The sequence below is a fragment of the Bacteroides finegoldii DSM 17565 genome, assembly GCF_000156195.1.
GTDB lineage: Bacteria > Bacteroidota > Bacteroidia > Bacteroidales > Bacteroidaceae > Bacteroides > Bacteroides finegoldii.
The window spans coordinates 106,940-128,263 of sequence record NZ_GG688323.1 but is presented as its reverse complement, the minus strand read 5'-3'; the positions used below and the strand labels follow the sequence as shown (position 1 = coordinate 128,263).

The window sequence follows — 21,324 nt, the reverse complement described above, 5'->3', positions numbered from 1 at the left end:
AATTATGAATGTAAAAATTAATCCTTCCGAATATAAAGTCCTCATTGTGGACGATGTCATTTCAAATGTACTATTATTGAAGGTGCTATTGAATAATGAGAAATTTCAGATTGTAACCGCCAGCAACGGTACGGAGGCTTTGGCGCAGGTGAAGAAAGAAAAACCGGATCTTGTGCTGTTGGATGTCATGATGCCGGACATCAGTGGATTTGACGTGGCGAAGCAGATGAAAGCTGATCCCGAAATGTCTGATATTCCTATCATTTTCCTGACTGCGCTGAATAGCACGGCGGATATAGTGAAGGGATTCCAGGTGGGAGGTAATGACTTTATTTCCAAGCCGTTCAATAAGGAGGAACTGATCATCCGTGTGACGCACCAGATTTCGCTGGTTGCCGCCAAACGGATCATTGTGGCGCAGACGGAGGAGTTGCGTAAGACGATCATGGGGCGTGACAAACTGTATTCTGTGATTGCGCACGACTTGCGTTCGCCGATGGGTTCTATCAAGATGGTGTTGAATATGCTGATTCTGAATCTGCCCAGCGAGACAATCGGTGAGGAGATGTATGAGTTGCTGACAATGGCGAACCAGACCACTGAGGATGTGTTCTCACTGCTCGATAATTTGCTGAAATGGACGAAAAGCCAGATCGGTAAGTTGAAGGTGGTTTATCAGGAGCTCAATATGGTGGAAGTCGTAGAGGGTGTAAGTGAGATCTTTACGATGGTGGCCGGTCTGAAGAACATTAAAATTGTGCAGGATATGCCTGTGGTGCCCGTGGTTGTCCGTGCGGATATAGATATGCTTAAGACGGTGATCCGTAACCTGATAAGTAATGCAATCAAGTTTAGCAATGAGGGCTCGGAAGTGCTGGTGTCACTGACTGAGGAGGACGGTATGGCTATCGTCAGCGTGAAGGATAGTGGCTGCGGCATCGATGAGGAGAACCAAAAGAAACTGCTGCATACGGATACGCATTTCAGTACCTTCGGCACTAACAACGAGGAAGGTTCGGGACTGGGATTGCTGCTGTGCCAGGATTTCATCGTCAAGAATGGAGGCAAACTCTGGTTTACTTCGAAGAAGGGAGAGGGATCTACATTCAGTTTCTCGGTGCCGCTGCTGGAGAAGTAAGTGTTATAATTATACAGACTAAAAATAATAAACAGGGCATAATTTGCATAGATATGTAAATCATGCCCTGTTTTATTGGTATATTCTACTTTCGTCTATCGCTTACAGATTGCCTTGAAGTCGCAATACGCACATTTCTTTATGTCCTCTGTCTGCGTGAAAAGTTCTTTCTCGTCAAATATTTCTTCTAATAAAGCTTGCAGACGTTCACGGAACTCGTCTTCAAAGAAAGCGAAGTTGTTCACCGGTATCTTCGGTTTGCGGGGTTCTCCCATTTCAATGACAGGCGAATAGCTCTCTGAGGCGGCACGATGAATATAAAGCAAGGCGGGAGCTACCATTAAAGGCTGTTTCCGGCTCATGATGGCGGCATACAGGAACGTCTGGAAGATATAATTGGGACGCGTTTCCGAAGGAGTGAACAGTTGCTCGATATTGGCAGGAATCTTCGGGCTTCCTCCTGTTTTATAGTCTACGATACGTAATGTACCTTCTTTGGCGTCCATGCGGTCGATTGTTCCACCGAGACGGAGCGTTAAAGGGCCTAAGGCAGTCTGTATGGTTATCTTCTCCGATACCTTTTTCTCCATAGCGACCATCTCGAAAGGAGTGTATTGGAGGTCGTTACGAAGCAACTGTTTCAAGTAAGAAACGATTACTTTGGAATTGATGAGCTGCACACCGTTGTATTCGGGCTTCTCTTCCGGTGCGACTTTGAACAGTTCCTGCTTGAAGGCTTGGTCTACATAACCTTGCAGCTTTATTTCGTCACGCAGCAGACGTTCCAAGTCCTCTCTCTGAATCATTTTTCCGTTGGCTGTCAGGTCAGTGTAAGCCAGTTGGGCGGAGAGGTGGAAGATCGTTCCGAACAGGGCGGAATCGATTTCCGCACTTACTTCATCCGGCGTTTTCAGTCCGGCAACGTATCGGTAATAGAACCTCAGCCGACAATCAAGATAAGTGTTGAGAGCAGAAGGAGAAAGGATGACGGATTCGGGCTGGGCAGTATCGTAGGCACGATAAAGCCGTCTCAGTATTTCCGGAGTTTTTTCTATTTGTATCTCCAGCGTGTTTTGCGGAGATTGTCCGGCTTCCAGATACTCGCGGGTGATCTCGTGCGGACCTTCCACCAGCAGTTGCAGCATGAAACGGGACTCTTCGCCACGATTCAGTCCGTCCGAAGAGGTGTTGTAGAGCAGCGTGATATTCTCTGCCCGTTGAATCAGACGGTAGAAGTAGTAAGCGTATACTGCGTTTTTATGTTCGATGGTCGTCATACCGAAGGCTTTGCGGAGGTTGTAGGGGATGAAGGAGGACTCTCCACCGGCTTTCGGAAGTTGCCCCTCGTTGAGCGACAACATGATAAGATTGCGGAAATCGAGGTTACGTGTCTCCAGCACTCCCATGATTTGCAGTCCGATAGCCGGTTCTCCGTGGAAGGGGATATTGGAAGCGGTCAGCACTTTAGTAATAAGACGTTTCAGGGTATCGGTACGCACGCTTAATTCTCCGCTTTCTATCAGGCTGTATAATCTGTTTATTTTCAGGTGACTCTGGAAGATGGATTCCCGATATAGCTGGTTGAAAATATCGTCATATTCCCCTTCTTTGCGATAGAGGATGGATATGCTTTTGATTAATCGGAGCAGGTAGTCGCATAACTCCCTGATATTGCTTTGCGGAGTGAAAAGGATAGTCAGAAAATCATCTTTTTTCAGTTCCGACGGGAGCGGATAGAAACGGTTGGTCTTTGTCAGCTCGCGTTCCAGACGGGTGGCATGATCCGATAGTTGCCGGGTGTAGGGGTGTTTTAATATTTTTGATACGGCTTCGTAGGTGAAACGTCCGGTATCCGGTCGATAGCCGTTGGTCTGTAATTCCATAGCTGCGTTGATGAAGCTGTACACCGGAGTTTGCGCCAATGGAAATCCCATAGTGATATTTACGTTTTGCACATCCTGTGGGATGGAGTGAAGCACGGGGAGGAGCAGGGCTTCGTTGCAGAGCACGATGGCATTTTCCTTTTCGCTGACTATCTGCGTTGTGTGAGTCTGGGTTGCTTTTACCCATTCGGGCAGGAAGCGGGCTTGTGCATTTTCGGTGGAAGCAGAGATATAACGTATCTTTTTCGGCTTCCGGAAGATGTCGAAATAACTTTCCGGCAGTTCGTTGGGGAAGTCGATGAGGTTGCGTTTGATAAATTCTCCGGCTTCGTGCTTGGAGATTCGTTGGGTATAGAAGAGGTCGTAATCCCAATAAAACATGGCTTTCCCGGCTTTTTGCAGCTTTTGGAAGAATTCTTTCTCTACTTTGTTCAGTACGTTGAAACCGACGAATACGTATTTATCGTATTTGAGCCGGTCGGTATCGAGTTGTTCGATAACGTTCCGGTAGAGCATACCTTCGTAGGCAATGCCAAGTTCGGCAAGCTTCTCCCGATAACGATGATAGATAATACCCAGTTTGTCCCAGAGGGATATGAATTTTTCCTTGAGTTCGGTACGCCGTTCGATGGAGAAGTTCTGAAAGAATTGCCGGATGGCTTCTTCCTGTTCTTCATCGAGGAATTCGTAGTCGTCCATCAGGTTCTTCAGGTCTTGCAGATTGCTGAACAGTTTGTCTGCATCCACCATATTTTTGTCTACGTCGTCGAAATCGCTAATCAGCAGTTCACCCCAGAAGTAGAAATCGTCCAGCGTCTCCCGACTTTCGGTTTCTTCTTTGAATACTTTATAAAGCTCACAGACCAAACGGATCGGATCCCCTGCCTTTTGTACGGATAGTTTCTGCAACAGGTCACTGATACTCATGGCGGCAGGCGACCAGATAGGTTGGTCGGATTCTTCTGCCAGGTATTCGTTAAAAAACAGGTTAGCGCGTTTGTTGGGGAAAACGAGCACGGTGCGCGACAGGTCGTTTCCTATTTTCGTATATAAGTCATGGGCGACTAGTTGGAGAAATGGTTGCATATCGGATATATAATTGTGGGATGTATATTGATTATTTTAATAGTTTTCTGTTTCCATTCTCTTCTAATACCCGCATTTGTTGAATTGCCACTTGGTTGAGTTTTATAAGTCGTTCACCTTGTGGTATACCTTGTTCAATGAATACGGCATTAAGATTTTCCATATTGGAAAGACAAATCAGCTCATTAATAGAGGCATAATCACGTATATTTCCTTTGAGCTGAGGATATCGTTCACGCCACATCTTGGCAGTTATACCAAACATAGCTACATTCAACATATCAGCTTCATCAGAGTAAATGATACTCGCCTGTTTGGCTGTTACTTCGGCAGGGATGAGGTTTTGCTTAATAGCATCGGTGTGAATGTGGTAATTAATCTTAGAAAGTTCTCGTTTTGCTGTCCATCCAAGTTGGGCTTGTTCCTGTTCTTTCAATCGTTGGAACTCTTTTAACAGATAGAGTTTGAATTGCGGCGATACCCAAGATGCGAATTCAAAAGCTATATCTTTGTGTGCATAGGTTCCACCGTAACGACCTGCTTTGGCGATAATACCTTTCGATTTAGTCTTTTCTACCCATTGTTTTACGGAAAGGATAAAACGGTTTAACCCTGCTTCATTTTTAATTCCCTCGAATTCGGGGGAATTAAATTCAGGATTATACATTTCTTCCCATATTCCAAGAAACTCTATTGTGTTCTTATTGCGTAACCATTTTTCAATAAGAGCCAACCCGTTTTCTATATTACGTACCATGTCGGTCAGGGAGATATAGTCTTTCTCATCGTATGTGATGATGGTTACTTCTGTATTTTGGACTTTAATTTTAGCCATATATTTTAATTTTCCTCAGTATTTATACTTTTTCTATTCTCTCCTCATCCACATACCACAGATAACCGGTAATATTCTCGTACCCCATCTTAGAAAGTAACTGCATATATCCCTTCACCTGCTTGTTATATTTAGGATTCTCCTTGCCAAACTTAAAGTCTACTACAACCACCTGATTCTCTTTCATCATCACACGGTCCGGACGGCGGGTTTGCAGCACACCTTTCTCCTTGTAGATGATGGCACATTCGCTGAATAACGTCCATTCTCCTGAGTACCAATCCTGTATTTCGGGGGAAGAGAAAGCCTTTTGCACCACTTCGCGCACCATTCCCTCTTTTTCATCATCCCGGATAACCCCTTCAAAGACAAGGCGGTCGATAGCGGAATCGATGTCTTCTTCCGTCTCAATGGCGGAAAATAAGGTATGCAACAAACGGCCGCGATTGATAAAACGATCGTCGGAATCTTCCTCCTCAATGCCCTGAATAAAGTCCGCAGAACGGTTGGATTGGCGGAACTCGATGTCGTGCCGCATGGATTCCATACGGATAGGACGTTTCTCCGGTTTTTGAGTAAGTTTGTTGGTCGAAGTCTTGGCCTTTTCTTCTTCCGAAGAACAAAGTTCACCCTGCTCGTAACACTCTTCGTCCCATTCTATATCCTCTTTCAGCGCCACTACCGGAAGAACATTCGCCAATACTTCCGACATTGTACCCTTTTGGCCTTTCTTGCTCCAGATGATGAGATTCTTTCCTGCACGGGTGAAGGCAACATAGAGCAGATTCAGGTTATCCACCCAAAGTTGCAGGCGTTCGTTCAAGTAATCATCTCCGTAGATAGATTCCGCCATTTGTGTGGAATAATTAATGGGAAGGATATCCAGCCCATCGAACGGGGCCACCTGCGGGGTACACCACACAAGCTGACCATTCGTCTCGTTCTCCAACTTCCAGTCGCAGAAAGGAAGAAGTACCGTATGGAACTCCAATCCTTTGGATTTGTGTATGGAGAAGATGCGGATACCCTCCACCTCACCGCTTGGAATCGTCTTGCCGCACAACGTTTCGTCCCAATAGCGGATGAATCCGTCGAGCTCGGAAGAGTTGCTTTGCAGATAATCCGTCACCGCATCGAAAAAGGCGAACAGGTAAGCGTCCTGATCGCTGATGCGGTTCATCTCGAAGATACTGAAAAGTTCCTCCAAAAGTTCGTAGAGAGGCATTAACCGCAGTTCTTCCAGCTTCTCAAGGAATGCGGCAGGAAGATAATTCTCTACGGGAAGGAGTAGGAGCGTGTTCCAGTCCAGCCCTTTCCGCAGCACTTCGTTCTGATAAGCCACAGCAAGTTGGGCACGCGCTATCTTGTTGTTCCCGTCGGAGAGATAACGCAAGGCGTCCAACATCATGCAGATAGCGAGCGAGGCGTCAAGGCGGAAAGCTTCGTCCGACACGATCTTATAATGCAGCTCCTTGTCAAAGTAATCGGCAATGCGGGGAATGTTCTTATTCTTCCGCACGAGAATCGCTATATCATTCAGCCGTACGCCGGAGGAGAGAAGACGGTTCACCTCTTCACCTAAGCTGATCAATGTCTGTTCGGTATAGTCATGTTCCTCATCGGGTTCGAGGAACGAAACCTTCACGTAACCCTTTTCCGTTTTCTTGGAAGATTCCTGCACGACATCAGCGTAGGCTTTCTGCAAATCCTTGCAGTCTTCGCCCAACTGACTGCGGTATATCCCGTTCAGATAATCGGCGGCGGCAGTAAAAATACGGTTGTTGAAACGGATGATATTGGTTTCGCTCCGCCGGTTGGTAGCCAATGTCCTTACATGGATGGGGAAATGCTCAATGCGGTCGTTCAGGCTATTCAGAATCCCCCAGTCACCATTCCGCCAACGGTAAATGGACTGTTTGACATCTCCCACAATCAAGCTGTCCGCTCCTTGCGAAAGCCCTTCGAGCAAAAGCAGTTTGAAATTCCCCCATTGCATTCGGCTGGTATCCTGAAACTCGTCTATCATCACGTTGCGGATATTGGTTCCTATCTTTTCGAATACAAAAGAGGAATCACCGTCTTTCACCAATTGATGAAGCAGGGCATTGGTGTCCGACAATAAGAAACGGTTGTTATCGTGGTTCAGTTGGCGCACTTCCTCGTCGATATTGGCAAGAAGCTGCACTTTATTGAGATGTTGCAGAGACAGTCGGCAACTGTTCAGCAACAGGTTATTTTTTGAACGGAGCTTTTCCGCATCCTCCAGGATATGTATCAGACTGGAATCTGCCAAAGCGATGATGTCCGCGTAGCGGGAAGAACTTTTTGCCGCCCAGTTCTTTGCATCTTCCAGACACTTCTCCACAGTCGCATTGCGGATATCGTTTCCTAAGATACCATTATTCAGTTTACGGAAATAACTGCCGATTCCGCGTGAACCGTTTTTCAGATCGTCGGCGGTTAGCGCATGGCCTTCCAATTCCTCCTCAAAATGATCATAGAAACCTTTCATTTCTTCCAGCACTTCGGCTTCCAGCTCTTTCAGTTGCTTACGGTATTCCTTGATGGTGTCCGGATTGCGCAACCGCTTCCGAAGTCCTTCTCCTTTTTCAATATAGCCCTCGTCAAAGATATTGCGACCGAAACTTTTCACCTCATCCGATACATTCCAACGCTTGTCATCGGCAATCCGTTCGTTGATATAGTCCAGCAGCCACGCGAGGACAGGAGAGGTGGGACCGAGTTTCTCAATCATGCTGTCTACCGCATCGCTGAGTACTTCGGTATTGTTCAGCTCGATATTCAGATTCGGGCTGAGTTCCAGTTCCCGCGCCAGGTTACGCATGACGGATTGGAAGAACGAGTCGATGGTTTCCACCCGGAAACGGCTGTAATCGTGCAACATATAGCCGAGAGCGACTCCCGCCGCTTCCCGTATTTCCTGCTCCGCCCTTCCGGTTTCTTTTTTTATCCGGTCGAGATAGGCTTGGGAATCTCTGTCACCTATCTGAATGCCATATAGCTGGCTGAGAATACGCTCTTTCATTTCAGCCGTTGCCTTATTGGTAAAGGTAACGGCCAGAATCTGACGGTAGGCACGCGGATTGAGGATTAATAATTTAATGTATTCCACTGCAAGGGTAAACGTTTTACCCGAACCGGCGGAAGCCTTATATACTAAAAGTTCACTCATGCTTATTGTAAATCTGTTAATAGAATTTTTTCATAAAGTCCGGTCCGAAATAGAATAGGAATAAATGTAAGACAAAAATAAGGAAAAGAAGTAGAGAAAAGAAATAAAAACACGAGATTTTTTTAGGAGGAGTAATCTTACATCGTGAAAAGATTAAGTGAGCGCATGGTTGAAATGATAATAAATGAAAAAAACAAAGGGAAGACGTTAGTAGTTTCCTCCCTTTAGTTGTACTATATATAGATTGGTCAGAAAAATGAGTTTATTCATCTATATACTATGATTTATGCAACAGAATAAAACTGCTTCTCAACGAAAGACTATTAACCCGGCTTGCTGGGTTCCCACTGCTTACTTTGCAATGGGACTTCCCTTTATTGCCATTAATCTGGTTTCCGTATTTATGTTTAAGGATCTGGGAGTGTCGGATACACAAATCGCATTCTGGACTTCCCTTATTATGATGCCTTGGACGCTGAAATTCTTGTGGAGCCCTTTTCTTGAGATGTTCCGGACAAAGAAATTCTTCGTACTGGTGACCGAATTGTTGAGCGGAGTGTTGTTTGGAGTGGTGGCTTTTTCTTTATTCTTCGACTATTTCTTCGCTATCAGTATTTCGACGATGGCGGTGATTGCTTTTAGCGGCGCGACACATGATATTGCTTGCGACGGTGTATATATGGCGGAACTGAACAAAGAGGATCAGGCGAAATATATCGGTGTGCAAGGTGCTTTCTATAATGTAGCCAAACTGGTAGCTAACGGTGGACTGGTCGCTATGGCAGGTGCATTGGCGGAACATTTCGGGGCGATAGAGGGAGCTTCAATCGATGCCAATAAAGGTGCGTATTCGTCTGCATGGATGATTATTTTCGCAGTAATCGCAGTGATAATGGTATTGATAGGTATCTATCATATAAAGGTACTGCCTTCTACACAGATTCCCTCAACAACGAAAAAAACGACTTCGGAAGTGGGACGGGAATTGGTAGGTGTGATTGCTAATTTCTTTACTAAAAAGCATATTCTTTATTATATCTGTTTCATCATCCTCTACCGTTTGGCGGAAGGATTCATAATGAAGATTGCTCCGCTGTTTCTGCGTGCGTCGAGAGAAGCGGGCGGGTTGGGACTGTCTTTGAAGGAGATTGGTACATTGAACGGAATTTTTGGTTCTGCCGCTTTCGTGTTAGGTTCACTGTTGGCAGGTATTTATGTATCTAAGTTCGGATTGAAGAAGACTTTGTTCACTCTCTGCTGCATCTTCAATCTTCCGTTTGTGGCTTATACTTTCCTTGCGGTGGTGCAGCCTACCGATGTGTATCTGATAGGAACGTGCATTACGATGGAGTATTTTGGCTATGGCTTCGGGTTTGTCGGATTGACGTTGTTTATGATGCAACAGATTGCTCCGGGAAAACACCAGATGTCGCATTATGCTTTTGCATCAGGAATCATGAATCTGGGAGTCATGCTCCCGGGAATGGTTAGCGGGTATTTCAGTGACCTGCTGGGCTACCGGAACTTCTTTATTTATGTTCTGATAGCAACTATACCGGCTTTTCTGATTACTTATTTCATACCGTTTACGTATGACGATTCAAAAAAATAACAATATAAACAATCAAAGATCATGAATAAAATTCAAATTCCTTGGGAAGATCGTCCTGTCGGATGTACGGACGTTATGTGGCGTTACTCACAAAATCCAGTTATCGGACGTTATCATATTCCTTCATCCAATAGTATTTTCAATAGTGCCGTCGTTCCTTTTGAGGATGGTTTTGCAGGCGTATTCCGTTGTGATAACAAAGCTGTACAGATGAATATCTTTGCAGGTTTTAGTAAGGACGGAATTCATTGGGATATCAATCATGAACCTATTCAGTTTAAAGCCGGCAACACGGAGATGATCGAATCGGAATATAAATATGACCCCCGTGTGACGTGGATTGAAGACCGTTATTGGGTGACTTGGTGCAACGGTTATCATGGTCCTACCATTGGCATTGCTTATACTTTCGACTTTAAGGAGTTCTTCCAATGCGAAAATGCTTTCCTGCCTTTCAACCGTAACGGTGTGCTTTTCCCGCAGAAGATAGACGGTAAATATGCCATGCTGAGTCGTCCCAGTGATAACGGGCATACTCCGTTCGGTGATATATATATCAGTTATAGCCCGGATATGAAGTACTGGGGAGAACATCGTTGCGTGATGAAAGTGACTCCTTTCCCGGAAAGCGCCTGGCAGTGTACGAAGATTGGTGCAGGTTCAGTTCCTTTCCTTACGGATGAAGGCTGGTTGCTGTTCTATCACGGTGTGATTACTACCTGCAACGGTTTCCGCTATGCAATGGGAGCTGCCATACTCGATAAGGATCATCCGGAAAAAGTGCTGTATCGTACCCGCGAATATTTGTTAGGTCCGGCTGCCCCGTACGAACTGCAGGGAGATGTGCCGAATGTAGTATTCCCTTGTGCCGCATTGCAGGATGGAGAACGTGTAGCTGTTTATTATGGCGCCGCCGACACTGTTGTGGGTATGGCCTTCGGATATATTAAAGAGATTATCGACTTTACTAAACGGACAAGTATCATTTAATAAAGCCATGAAACGTATTCTATTAACTTACACACTTGCTTTCGCCCTTCTTCCCGTATATGCGGGGGAGGGTGGAAGTCCCCCCGCTGATAAGAGTCTTCCGGTTGATTACGTAGATCCTTTTATCGGAACGACCAATTTCGGCACGACCAATCCCGGAGCGGTGTGTCCGAACGGAATGATGTCCGTGGTTCCTTTTAATGTGATGGGCTCTTCGGAAAACACGTATGATAAAGATGCACGATGGTGGTCTACTCCATACGAATATACCAATTGTTTCTTTACAGGATATGCTCATGTCAATCTGAGCGGAGTAGGTTGTCCGGAATTGGGGTCTTTACTTTTAATGCCCACTACCGGAGAGCTGAATGTGGATTATAAAGAATACGGAAGTAAATATAAGGATGAGCAGGCTTCACCGGGTTATTATTCCAATTATCTGACAAAATATAGCGTCAAGACAGAGGTTTCCGCTACTCCACGTACAAGTATCGCCCGTTTTACTTTTCCAAAAGGCAAAAGCCATATATTGCTGAATTTAGGAGAGGGACTGACGAACGAAAGTGGTGCTATGCTCCGCCGTGTCAGTGATTGCGAGGTGGAAGGCATGAAACTGCTCGGTACGTTCTGTTATAATCCTCAAGCTGTTTTCCCTATTTACTTTGTGATGCGGGTTAAAAAAGTCCCTTCTGCAACCGGCTACTGGAAGAAGCAACGTCCGATGACGGGTGTGGAAGCCGAATGGGATGCGGATCAGGGGAAGTATAAACTCTATACCCGCTATGGAAAAGAAATAGCCGGTGATGACATCGGGACTTATTTTTCTTTTGAAACGGAAGAGGGAGAACAGGTAGAAGTGCAGATGGGAGTTTCCTTTGTGAGCATTGAAAATGCCCGGTTGAACCTGAACCGTGAACAGGAAGGAAAGAATTTTGAGCAGATTCTTGCCGAAGCGCATGCTAAATGGAATGACGACTTGTCACGTATCACTGTAGAGGGCGGAACGGATGCGCAGAAGACTGTGTTTTATACGGCACTCTATCATCTGCTGATTCATCCTAATATCTTGCAGGATGCCAACGGAGAATATCCGGCAATGGAAAGCGATAAGATTATGACGACAAAGGGAGACCGCTATACAGTATTTTCTCTTTGGGATACGTATCGCAATGTTCACCAATTGTTGACACTGGTTTATCCGGAACGCCAGATGGAGATGGTACGCACCATGTTGGATATGTATCGTGAACATGGGTGGTTGCCGAAATGGGAATTGTATGGGAGAGAGACATTGACAATGGAAGGCGACCCTAGCATTCCGGTGATTGTAGATACATGGATGAAAGGTTTGCGTGACTTTGATGTGGAGCTGGCATACGAAGCAATGTACAAATCGGCTACACTGCCGGGAGCGGACAATCTGATGCGTCCTGACAATGACGATTATCTGTCGAAAGGATACGTGCCCCTCCGCGAACAGTATGACAATTCGGTATCTCACGCTTTGGAGTATTATATTGCAGATTTTGCACTTTCCCGTTTTGCAGAGGCTTTGGGTAAGAAAAAGGATGCGGAACTGTTCTATAAGCGGTCTTTAGGGTATAAACATTATTATAGCAAGGAGTTCGGAACGTTCCGTCCGATATTGCCTGACGGTACTTTTTATAGTCCGTTTAATCCGAGACAGGGAGAGAACTTCGAGCCGAATCCCGGTTTTCATGAAGGCAGCTCCTGGAATTATACATTTTATGTGCCGCATGATGTATATGGACTGGCAAAGTTGATGGGGGGCAAGAAACGTTTCATTGACAAGTTGCAGATGGTGTTTGATGAAGGACTTTATGATCCTGCCAACGAACCGGATATTGCATATCCTTATTTGTTCTCTTATTTTAAAGGAGAGGAATGGCGCACGCAGAAAGAAACGCAACGGTTGTTGGATAAGTATTTTACAACGAAGCCGGATGGTATCCCCGGAAATGATGATACGGGAACGATGTCTTCATGGGCTATTTTCAATATGATAGGTTTCTATCCGGATTGTCCGGGATTGCCGGAATATACATTGACGACTCCGGTATTCGACAAGGTGACTATTCGCCTGGATCCGAAATGGTATAAAGAAAAGGAATTAGTGATTGAAAGTAATCGCGCCCAACCGGGAACTCTTTATATCAATAAGGTGTTACTGAATGGAAAGAAATTCAATAAATATCGTATCACACATGATGAACTTGTTCATGGTCAACACATATATTTTGATTTGAAATGACGCACAGTGTTTCATAGGTATCGTTTTTGGGTTGACAGGGCTGTCGGACATTTCAGGGTCCGGCAGCCCATTTTTCTTCTCATTTTTCTTCTCATTCTTTTCTCTTCTTCTCTCTTTCCTTCTTTTATTTTCTTCTTTGTGTTATAAGCGATTACAAAATTCTCTTTCATTCGTCTAGTACATAAATCGTGTATAAAATAGAATGATAATGAAAAGGAATTTGTTGAAGTGTATCCTATGGGTATTACTGCTTGCCGGATGTTTCCCTCTATTGGCCGTTGCCGGAGCGCAACAAAAAGAACAGCGTTATAAGATTGCCGTATGCGACTGGATGATTCTGAAACGTCAGAAAATCGGTTCTTTTCAATTGGTGCATGAATTGAAAGGGGATGGCGTGGAACTGGATATGGGCGGTCTTGGCAAAAGAGAAAGATTTGATAATAAGCTCCGTGAACCTCATTTCCAGCAACTGTTTCGGGAAACTGCACAGAAATTCCAAGTAGAAGTTTCATCTATTGCCATGTCCGGATTTTACGGGCAGTCTTTTTTAGAACGGACTAATTACAAAGAATTGGTCCGGGAATGTTTGGACGCCATGCAAGTGATGGGGGCTAAGGTCGCTTTTCTTCCATTAGGAGGTATTAAGGCCGGATGGGAGAATGAGCCGGAACTTAGAATGGCAGTAGTAAAACGTTTGAAAGAGGTAGGAGATATGGCAGCTTCCGAAGGTCTGGTCATCGGTATAGAAACTCAGCTTGATGCAAAAGGGGAGGTGAAACTGCTGAAAGAGATAAATTCTCCCGGCATCAAGATTTATTTCAAATTTCAGAATGCATTGGAGAATGGACGGGATTTGTGCAAAGAGCTTAAGATTCTGGGGAAAAAGAGAATTTGTCAGATTCATTGCACAGATACGGACGGAGTTACCCTGCCGTTCAACAAGCGGCTGGACATGAATAAGGTAAAAAAGACGCTCGATAAGATGGGATGGAGCGGATGGCTGGTCGTGGAACGCTCGCGAGATAAGGAGGATGTAAGGAATGTGAGGAAGAATTATGGAACGAATATCGAGTACTTAAAGAAGGTGTTTCAAGAGTGATAGGGTTGGGGAGATGTGTAGTCCTTAGTTTGAATGAAAAGATTTTTTCATTTTACTCTTTTTAAGTGATTACAACTTTCTTAGTTATACGTCTTAATATTGAATATATTATATATTAATTTAAATATTTTACGTGATGAAAAACAATTTAAAATTCTTGCGTAGGAAGAGTATAGGCATGGCTTTAATTGGGGTGCTGACTTTTTTTACAGCTTGTGACAAAGGGATTGATGCCGATGAAGTTTTTGTCCCGAATGTAACAAACTCGACTTTGGAGTCACCTAAGGCTGATGATGTTACGATAACACTATCTCCGGATGGGACTAAACTAGTAGTAGCATGGCCGGTAGTAGACGGTGCCGGTGGCTATGAATTTACACTTTACAATGTGGATAATAATGAAAATCCGATTGTGGTAGGTATTGAAAAGGAAATAGTAGATGGTTGCAGTGTGAGCAGAATAGTAGAGTCGGATACTCAATATAAGGCTGTGATTCGTACTTTAGGCAATGCCAAATATAACAATAAAGAGGCTGAAGTTGCATCTGAAGTACCTTACTCCACTTTAGCACTTTCTGATGCCACTATAGAGAGCGGTAGCATTAACGAATGGTTGAAAGCCAATCCTATTCCTGAGGATAAGATCGGTCAGGAGTATACTATCGACCTCGTGGGCGGACAGGAATATACACTGGACGATGTTATTGATTTTGCTGATCAGCAGGTTACTATTCGTGGTAGCAAAGTGAATCATGCCAAAATTAAGATGACCGGCAATGCGTCGTTTCTTACGAACAATGGTTTCAAACTGAAGTTTGCAGATATTGATTGTAAGAATTTAGAGAGTGAGACGTTGTTGGGCACCAGCACTACTCCTGATGAAGGATCGCAGGTGGCGACAGGAGAATATGTTGTAAGCAATCCTATTATGCTGCAAGGATGCAATGTGACCGGTTTGAATCGTTATTTGTTTTATGATATGAATAAGGTAAAGTATTGTATCGATTATTTGGGTTTCAGTGATTGTAATATTCAGGTGCAGCAAAATGATATATTGGTACGTGCAGCTAAGAGCTCTATTATCCGTATGGATATAGTAAAATCTACCTTGTGGAGTACACAGCAAGCCGGTAAGCATTTTATGCAAATCAGCGGTCAACGTCCAAATAAAATATCCGGTCGCACGGGTGCCGAGTTTAATTTCCTCAATACTACATTCTATAATATAGCTTACAGTAAGGATTTTGTTAATTGGAATAATTATCGCGGACAATCTTGCGTATTTTTGAATTTCCAGAATACCCTTTTTGTAGATTGCGGTAATAATGATATTACTAACAAGATGCAGGGTAATGCTAACATGAAGCATGATTACAAGAATAATGCTTATTGGTATAATAATGCGGAAGGTAAGGATAAATACGATACTACAGCTACCTTTAGCGATCCTCAGATGAAAAATCCGAAGAAAGGCGACTTTACTTTGAGTAGTACTGAGCACATAGCCAAGCGAATTGGTGATCCCCGTTGGCTTCCTGAAGAAATAGTAGAATAATGACTCATATTAGAATTTATACTAATGAATAAAAAACAATTTATAAAAAGACTGTGTTTGGGCGCAATGCTTTCGATAGCTACGTTTACAGTTTTTGCGCAGGAGCGTGTGGTAAAAGGACAAGTAGTCGATGAAACCGGTGAGCCGGTAATGGGTGCCACAGTTGTGGTGGAAGGTTCGACTAGCAATGGTGTGATTACCGATATTGATGGAAACTATACTATTACGATATCGGGTAAAAAGAATCTGGTGATTTCATTCATCGGATATACTACGCAGGTTATCAGCGATTTGAGCCAAAAGAAAATAGTACTGAAAGAGGATGCCCAACAGCTCGACGAGGTGGTAGTAGTAGGGTATGGTGTGCAGAAGAAAGCTCATCTGACAGGTGCTATTGCTACTGTGACTATGGATGATATTCAGGATTTGTCGGACTCGGGGCTGGCTTCTTCACTGAGCGGTATGGTTAATGGTATGAGCGTGAGTGGCGGACAAAGCCGTCCGGGCGAGAATGCTAAAATCTATATACGTGATACAAACTCATTTGGTGAAGTGGGTAGCACGGCGCAAGAGCCTTTGTATGTAATAGACGGTTACATCTATCCCGATGATATCAAGGTAGGTAACACACGTGAAAATCTAGGTGCGCAAGCATTCAATAATCTCGATCCTTCGGTTATTGAAAGTATCTCTGTATTGAAAGATGCGGCAGCTGCTGTTTATGGTGCGCGTGCGGCTAATGGTGTAATTTTGGTAACTACTAAAAAGGGTAAAGCCGGTGCTCCTCAAATTTCTTATAGTGGCAGCTTTGGATTTACCGATGAACTTTCGCGTCCTAAGATGTTGAGCGCCTATGATTACGGACGACTTTATAACACTTGGGCAGCCGGTGATCCTGCCAATACTTCGCTTAACCTGAAGACTGATCTCTATCAAGCAGATGAACTGGAAGCTATGAAAGGGCTGAATTTCGACTTGCTCGACAAATATTGGAAGACCGGTTTCACTCAGAAACATAGCGTTAATATCAGTGGCGGTTCAGAAAAAGCCAATTACTTTGCCGGTGTTTCGTATTTTGACCAAGACGGTAACTTAGGTGACCTCGAGTACAATCGTTGGAACTATCGTGCCGGTGTAGATGTAAAGATTAGCAAGTGGGTGAAAGCGAATCTTACTGTATCGGGTGATTATGGCAAGAAGAACAAACCGAATGTAAAAGTGGGCGGTTCGAGCGATGAAAAAGACTACAACCTGTTACTCACTCGTCCGACTTATATTCCCGAAACCGTGAACGGATTGCCTATCTCGGCTTTGGGTATCACCAACTCCGTACAAAATGATGACCAGACTTATTCTTTCTCAGTGCTTCAGAACAACGGTGACTATAATCGTAGCATGAATTCGAATATGACTGTTAACGGTAGTTTGAGCTTAGATATGGGATTTGTAAAAGTCTTGAAAGGCTTGGAACTGAAATTTAATTATGGCAAGAGTATCAGTACTGATAAGAATAATCAATACGGATCCAGCTATTCTATCTATCGCATGGTCAATCGTACCGGTAGCGGTAACCACCTCTATACTCCTGTGGATGGTCAGGATTATAATGACTTTTTGGCGGAAGATAATTTTATTCTCTCTACAATTGCTAATGGAAGCCCTTCTTACTTGCAACGTAGCACTACTCGTTCGGACAGTTATCAGATGAACTTTACCATGAACTACTCTCGCTCTTTCGGTGAGCATACCGTAGGTGGCTTATTCTCTATCGAACGTTCGGAGGCTGAAAGTGAATATCTTATGGGAAAGGTGAATGAGCCTTATGAATTTACTACCGGACAGTCCAATTCGGCTACCGGTGACAAAAATACTGTATTCTCCCGTTCTGAGTCTGGCTCCTTGTCATACATCGGTCGTGTGAACTATGCTTATCAGGATAAGTATTTGGCGGAGGTACTGTTCCGTAGTGACTCTTCTACCAAGTTCGCTCCTGAAAACTATTGGGGATTTTTTCCTTCCATGTCTTTGGGTTGGATTGTGTCACAAGAGAAATTCATGCGCCTAAAGTGGGTAGAATATCTGAAAATTCGCGGTTCATTCGGTTTGACCGGTCGTGACAATACCGCTCCTTGGCAGTGGATGCAGATTTACTCTACCGAGTCGGGCAAGGGTCCTGTATTTGGTACTACCGGTAATATTAATGCTTCGAAACCCATCTCTATTAACAAATATAATTCAGCGGTAAACCGTGATGTGCATTGGGACAAGTCGTATAAAGCAAACTTTGGTATTGATTTTACTACACTTAACAGCCGATTGGCTTTCAATGTAGACGCTTATTATACTTGGAATAGAGAAATGTTGATGAATATCGAACAGACTGTTCCTACTACTGTCGGTACACAATCGGCCGCTGTCAATCTGGGTGAGATGGACAACTATGGTATTGAAATCTCGGCAACTTGGCGCGACCGCATCGGCAAGGATTTCAAATATAAAATCGGTATCAATACCGGTTATAGCGATAACAAAGTACTGATGATGGACTTTGAAGAAGAATATCTATATCGTCAAATCACTAAGGGAGACCGTTCCGACATCGGTACTTGGGGAATACAATGTATGGGTATGTTCCGTAGCTTCCAGGATATCGAAGAATACTTCAATACATATCATATTACCGATTATATGGGGTTGACTAAAGACGAAGTTCGTCCGGGTATGTTGATTTATAAAGATGTGCGTGGAGCCCAGCAACCTGATGGTACTTATGCAGCTCCTGATGGTATAGTAGATAAAGATAATGACCAAGTGCATCTCTCTAACCGTAGCAATCCTTGGGGATTCACTACCAACCTTAGTGCTGAATGGAAAGGGATCTCAATCGCAGCTCAGCTTAGTGCTAGTTGGGGAGGCTATAGTATCATTCCCGGTCAGGCATTGAAACCCGGCAAAAGCATCGAGTACACCAATATGCCTTCGTTCTGGAAGCCCGACAATGTATATGTGTACAATGATATTTATGATGCTTCCGGCAATTTGCTAATGCCTCAAAACAGAGAAGGCTCACTACCTAACTTGAAATATTCAGATATAAATGCTGTCACTTCTTCTTTTTGGAGAGTCAATGGCACACGTGTAAGTTTGAATCGTATCACTTTGGCTTATGCATTGCCCAAGCATTGGATAAAGAAGGTCGGTTTGAGTAGCTGCCGTTTCAATATCACAGGTCAGAACTTGCTGAGTCTCTACAATCCTTATCCAGACCACTTTATGGATCCTCAATGTAGCTACGGTTCATATCCTCGACTGAGAAAGTTCACTATTGGTGTGAATGTAGGTTTCTAAGTTTTATAATGCTAAATGAAAAGAAAAGAATGAAAAGAATAATATTTAGCGCTGCATTAATGGCAGCATTAGGTCTCTCTTCTTGCAGCGACCAGTTCCTGGAGGATAAGCAGAATTTTGATAATGTAACTAGTGAAGTATACAACGACTATGCAGGTGCTAGTGGCCGTGTACTCGACCTTTATTGGTGGATTTTACCTGATCCCAATTCGGATGCAAATTGGAAGTACCCGTGTACCGGTAAAGCTGATGGGATTTCTAAATCAACCGAAGAGTATAGTGGATTTGGTTTATTTGTAAATCCACAGGCTGAGCTCTCGGTTTTGGGTAGCAACAAAGTACCCGATTATTTTCATAATCAGAGTAACAACATCCGTGAGTCGGTATGGGGGCGAATCCGCAATTGCAATGATGTGATTGCCGGCATCAGTGGCAGCAGCCTTACCGAAGAACAAAAAAACGAACTGTTAGGTCAGGCGTATTTCCTGCGTGCATGGTGCTATTATAGTATGGTAAAGTGGTATGGTGGTGGTGTGCCTATAGTCACTAAGGTACAAGATCCTGTTGAAAGTTCTTTCGTTCCTCGCTCTACAACGAAGGCATGCATTGAATTTATTTGCAATGATTTAGATATCGCTGCCGATATGTTACGTGCAAAGACCACCAATGGTGGATGGAATGGCGACAACTACGGTCGTGTTACTACTGCTTCGGCTATGGCGTTAAAGGGGCGTGTGTTACTGTTGTGGGCAAGTCCGCTTTTCAATCGTGCCAACGATGAGAGTCGTTGGGCTGCTGCTTACGAATATATCAAAGAATCTATCAAAGATATCAATGCTTGCGGTAACCATCTTTATACTACAGGCAATAATATCAATGGTTCGGACTTTGCCAAGATGTTTACTGTTATTCAGAATCCGGAGATGGTATTTGGTACCTTGCACAATATGAAGCAAGACGATGATACAAAGAAGAATAATAACTGGGAACGTTTCATCCGACCGAAGAATACCACAGGACAGGGTTTAGAGGCATCGGCTATGTTTGTAGATATGTTCCCCATGAAGGATGGTAAACGTCCGCGCGGTTTGAATACCTATAAAAAGCTGAATGAGAGCGAAGACGAGGCGAATATAAAAGACTATCCTTTCATGAATCGTGATCCGCGTTTTTACCGTACCTTTGCCATGCCTGGTTTCCGTTGGGCTTACACAGGCGATCCTGTTCCGGCGGATGCGTTCAACCCCAGCTATAACAGTGGTAAGGATTATGTATTGTGGAACTATGTGTGGTATGCCGATCCGGAAGATGTGAATGATCCGGAAAGTGGTAACGCTTATGGCGCTGATAATCTGTTGAAAAATAGAAAGGGTGTATATGTACGAAAACGTAGTAACGATGGTGACATTTCTGAGCCCCTTTATTCATTTAATGCTACTTATGATAATGGTGGTTTTGCATATTCTGCAGCTCCTTGGATGGAAATTCGTTATGCGGAAGTATTGCTCAACTACGCCGAAGCCGCTTGCGGTGCAGGGCACATGGGTGAAGCGGTAGAGCAACTGAAACTGATTCGTCAGCGTGTCGGTTACTCAGGCGATTGTGGCTTGCAGGAAAACCTTTCTACCGATCAGGCTGCTTGTATGTCCGCCGTACTCTATGAACGTCAGATTGAGCTGGCTTACGAAGGCAAACGTTTTGATGATCTTCGTCGTTGGATGCTTTTTGATGGTGGTACGGATAAAGTAGATGGTGCGCCGGCATCATGGACGCTTACCGGTTGGGGTGGTAACACTTGCACATGGCTCGGTTTTACCGAACTCAATAAAAATCAGCGTCGTGATAATATGGAGTTCCGTCTTAATGATACTAAGTATGGTGTAGGTGGTACTACCGGTGATACAGATAGTGATCCCTTGTTGAAAGCAGGTGTAGAACGTCCGAAAGGTATCGACTTCCGTAAAGAAATCAGCGATGAAGAAGGAAACCAATTAACTCAACTTCAAGAATTTTACAACGAACATTTTGTTCGTAAGGAGAAGAAAGGTGACGCTTATGCAACAAACAAAGACCCCTTATATATAAAGTTCTTGCCTCGCTACTACTTTCTCGGTTTCAGTCAAAGTGCTTTAAATAATTGTAAAGGTATTGAGCAATGTATTGGTTGGGAAGATTCGAACAACGGAGGTAGTAACGGAACATTTGATCCGTTAGCCGAGTAATAGTTTCTCTACTTCTTTTTTTGAAGTGACATAAACGAGAAAGTCACCACTTCCTAAGTCTTTCTTTTGAAAGATGATAGGAAATGGTGAC

The 21,324-nt window shown here is 44.0% G+C and carries 11 protein-coding genes; 8 read left to right on the top strand and 3 right to left on the bottom strand.

Going from position 1 to position 21,324, the window contains the following annotated elements; genetic code table 11:
• Positions 1-4: 4 nt before the first annotated feature.
• Positions 5-1,138, top strand: a complete 1,134-nt coding sequence (locus BACFIN_RS10350; protein WP_007753021.1) for a hybrid sensor histidine kinase/response regulator — start codon at positions 5-7, stop codon at positions 1,136-1,138.
• A 95-nt stretch (positions 1,139-1,233) separates the two neighbouring features.
• Here BACFIN_RS10350 and BACFIN_RS10355 read toward each other — a convergent pair whose 3' ends face one another.
• The 3 genes from BACFIN_RS10355 to BACFIN_RS10365 are packed head-to-tail and all read right to left on the bottom strand — an operon-like array spanning position 1,234 to position 8,135.
• The gene (locus BACFIN_RS10355; protein WP_007753013.1) at positions 1,234-4,107 is read right to left on the bottom strand and encodes a PD-(D/E)XK nuclease family protein; all 2,874 of its coding nucleotides are present in this window, start codon (positions 4,105-4,107) and stop codon (positions 1,234-1,236) included.
• Between the two features lie 31 nt (positions 4,108-4,138).
• The gene (locus tag BACFIN_RS10360; protein WP_007753005.1) at positions 4,139-4,942 is read right to left on the bottom strand and encodes a KilA-N domain-containing protein; all 804 of its coding nucleotides are present in this window, start codon (positions 4,940-4,942) and stop codon (positions 4,139-4,141) included.
• Between the two features lie 22 nt (positions 4,943-4,964).
• A complete protein-coding gene (locus BACFIN_RS10365) occupies positions 4,965-8,135 on the bottom strand; it encodes a UvrD-helicase domain-containing protein (RefSeq protein ID WP_007753002.1) in 3,171 nt (1,056 codons plus the stop codon).
• A gap of 286 nt (positions 8,136-8,421) precedes the next feature.
• On the opposite strand from BACFIN_RS10365, the gene BACFIN_RS10370 reads away from it, so the two are divergent.
• From BACFIN_RS10370 to BACFIN_RS10400, 7 genes are all read left to right on the top strand, one after another.
• Positions 8,422-9,747, top strand: a complete 1,326-nt coding sequence (locus BACFIN_RS10370) for an MFS transporter (protein ID WP_007752999.1) — start codon at positions 8,422-8,424, stop codon at positions 9,745-9,747.
• A 21-nt stretch (positions 9,748-9,768) separates the two neighbouring features.
• Positions 9,769-10,737, top strand: coding sequence for a 1,4-beta-mannosyl-N-acetylglucosamine phosphorylase (locus BACFIN_RS10375; protein WP_004306232.1), 969 nt, complete (start codon positions 9,769-9,771; stop codon positions 10,735-10,737).
• Between the two features lie 7 nt (positions 10,738-10,744).
• Positions 10,745-13,009 (top strand): GH92 family glycosyl hydrolase, encoded by a 2,265-nt coding sequence (locus tag BACFIN_RS10380; protein ID WP_007752993.1) that lies wholly within the window; start codon positions 10,745-10,747, stop codon positions 13,007-13,009.
• 208 nt (positions 13,010-13,217) lie between these two features.
• Positions 13,218-14,108: a sugar phosphate isomerase/epimerase family protein gene (locus BACFIN_RS10385; protein ID WP_032839569.1), complete on the top strand. Its 891-nt coding sequence runs from the start codon at positions 13,218-13,220 to the stop codon at positions 14,106-14,108.
• A 136-nt stretch (positions 14,109-14,244) separates the two neighbouring features.
• A complete protein-coding gene (locus tag BACFIN_RS10390; protein WP_007752987.1) occupies positions 14,245-15,663 on the top strand; it encodes a DUF4992 family lipoprotein in 1,419 nt (472 codons plus the stop codon).
• Positions 15,664-15,687: 24 nt separating this feature from the next.
• The gene (locus BACFIN_RS10395) at positions 15,688-19,011 is read left to right on the top strand and encodes a SusC/RagA family TonB-linked outer membrane protein (protein ID WP_007752985.1); all 3,324 of its coding nucleotides are present in this window, start codon (positions 15,688-15,690) and stop codon (positions 19,009-19,011) included.
• 29 nt (positions 19,012-19,040) lie between these two features.
• On the top strand, positions 19,041-21,233 hold the full coding sequence (locus BACFIN_RS10400; RefSeq protein WP_032839568.1) for a RagB/SusD family nutrient uptake outer membrane protein: 2,193 nt from the start codon (positions 19,041-19,043) through the stop codon (positions 21,231-21,233).
• The last annotated feature ends 91 nt before the right edge of the window (positions 21,234-21,324 follow it).

Bases quoted from the DNA above. Each gene is read 5' to 3' on its own strand.
- BACFIN_RS10350 (WP_007753021.1), top strand. From the start codon at position 5: ATGAATGTAAAAATTAATCCTTCCGAATATAAAGTCCTCATTGTGGAC.
- BACFIN_RS10355 (WP_007753013.1), bottom strand. From the start codon at position 4,107: ATGCAACCATTTCTCCAACTAGTCGCCCATGACTTATATACGAAAATA.
- BACFIN_RS10360 (WP_007753005.1), bottom strand. From the start codon at position 4,942: ATGGCTAAAATTAAAGTCCAAAATACAGAAGTAACCATCATCACATAC.
- BACFIN_RS10365 (WP_007753002.1), bottom strand. From the start codon at position 8,135: ATGAGTGAACTTTTAGTATATAAGGCTTCCGCCGGTTCGGGTAAAACG.
- BACFIN_RS10370 (WP_007752999.1), top strand. From the start codon at position 8,422: ATGCAACAGAATAAAACTGCTTCTCAACGAAAGACTATTAACCCGGCT.
- BACFIN_RS10375 (WP_004306232.1), top strand. From the start codon at position 9,769: ATGAATAAAATTCAAATTCCTTGGGAAGATCGTCCTGTCGGATGTACG.
- BACFIN_RS10380 (WP_007752993.1), top strand. From the start codon at position 10,745: ATGAAACGTATTCTATTAACTTACACACTTGCTTTCGCCCTTCTTCCC.
- BACFIN_RS10385 (WP_032839569.1), top strand. From the start codon at position 13,218: ATGAAAAGGAATTTGTTGAAGTGTATCCTATGGGTATTACTGCTTGCC.
- BACFIN_RS10390 (WP_007752987.1), top strand. From the start codon at position 14,245: ATGAAAAACAATTTAAAATTCTTGCGTAGGAAGAGTATAGGCATGGCT.
- BACFIN_RS10395 (WP_007752985.1), top strand. From the start codon at position 15,688: ATGAATAAAAAACAATTTATAAAAAGACTGTGTTTGGGCGCAATGCTT.
- BACFIN_RS10400 (WP_032839568.1), top strand. From the start codon at position 19,041: ATGAAAAGAATAATATTTAGCGCTGCATTAATGGCAGCATTAGGTCTC.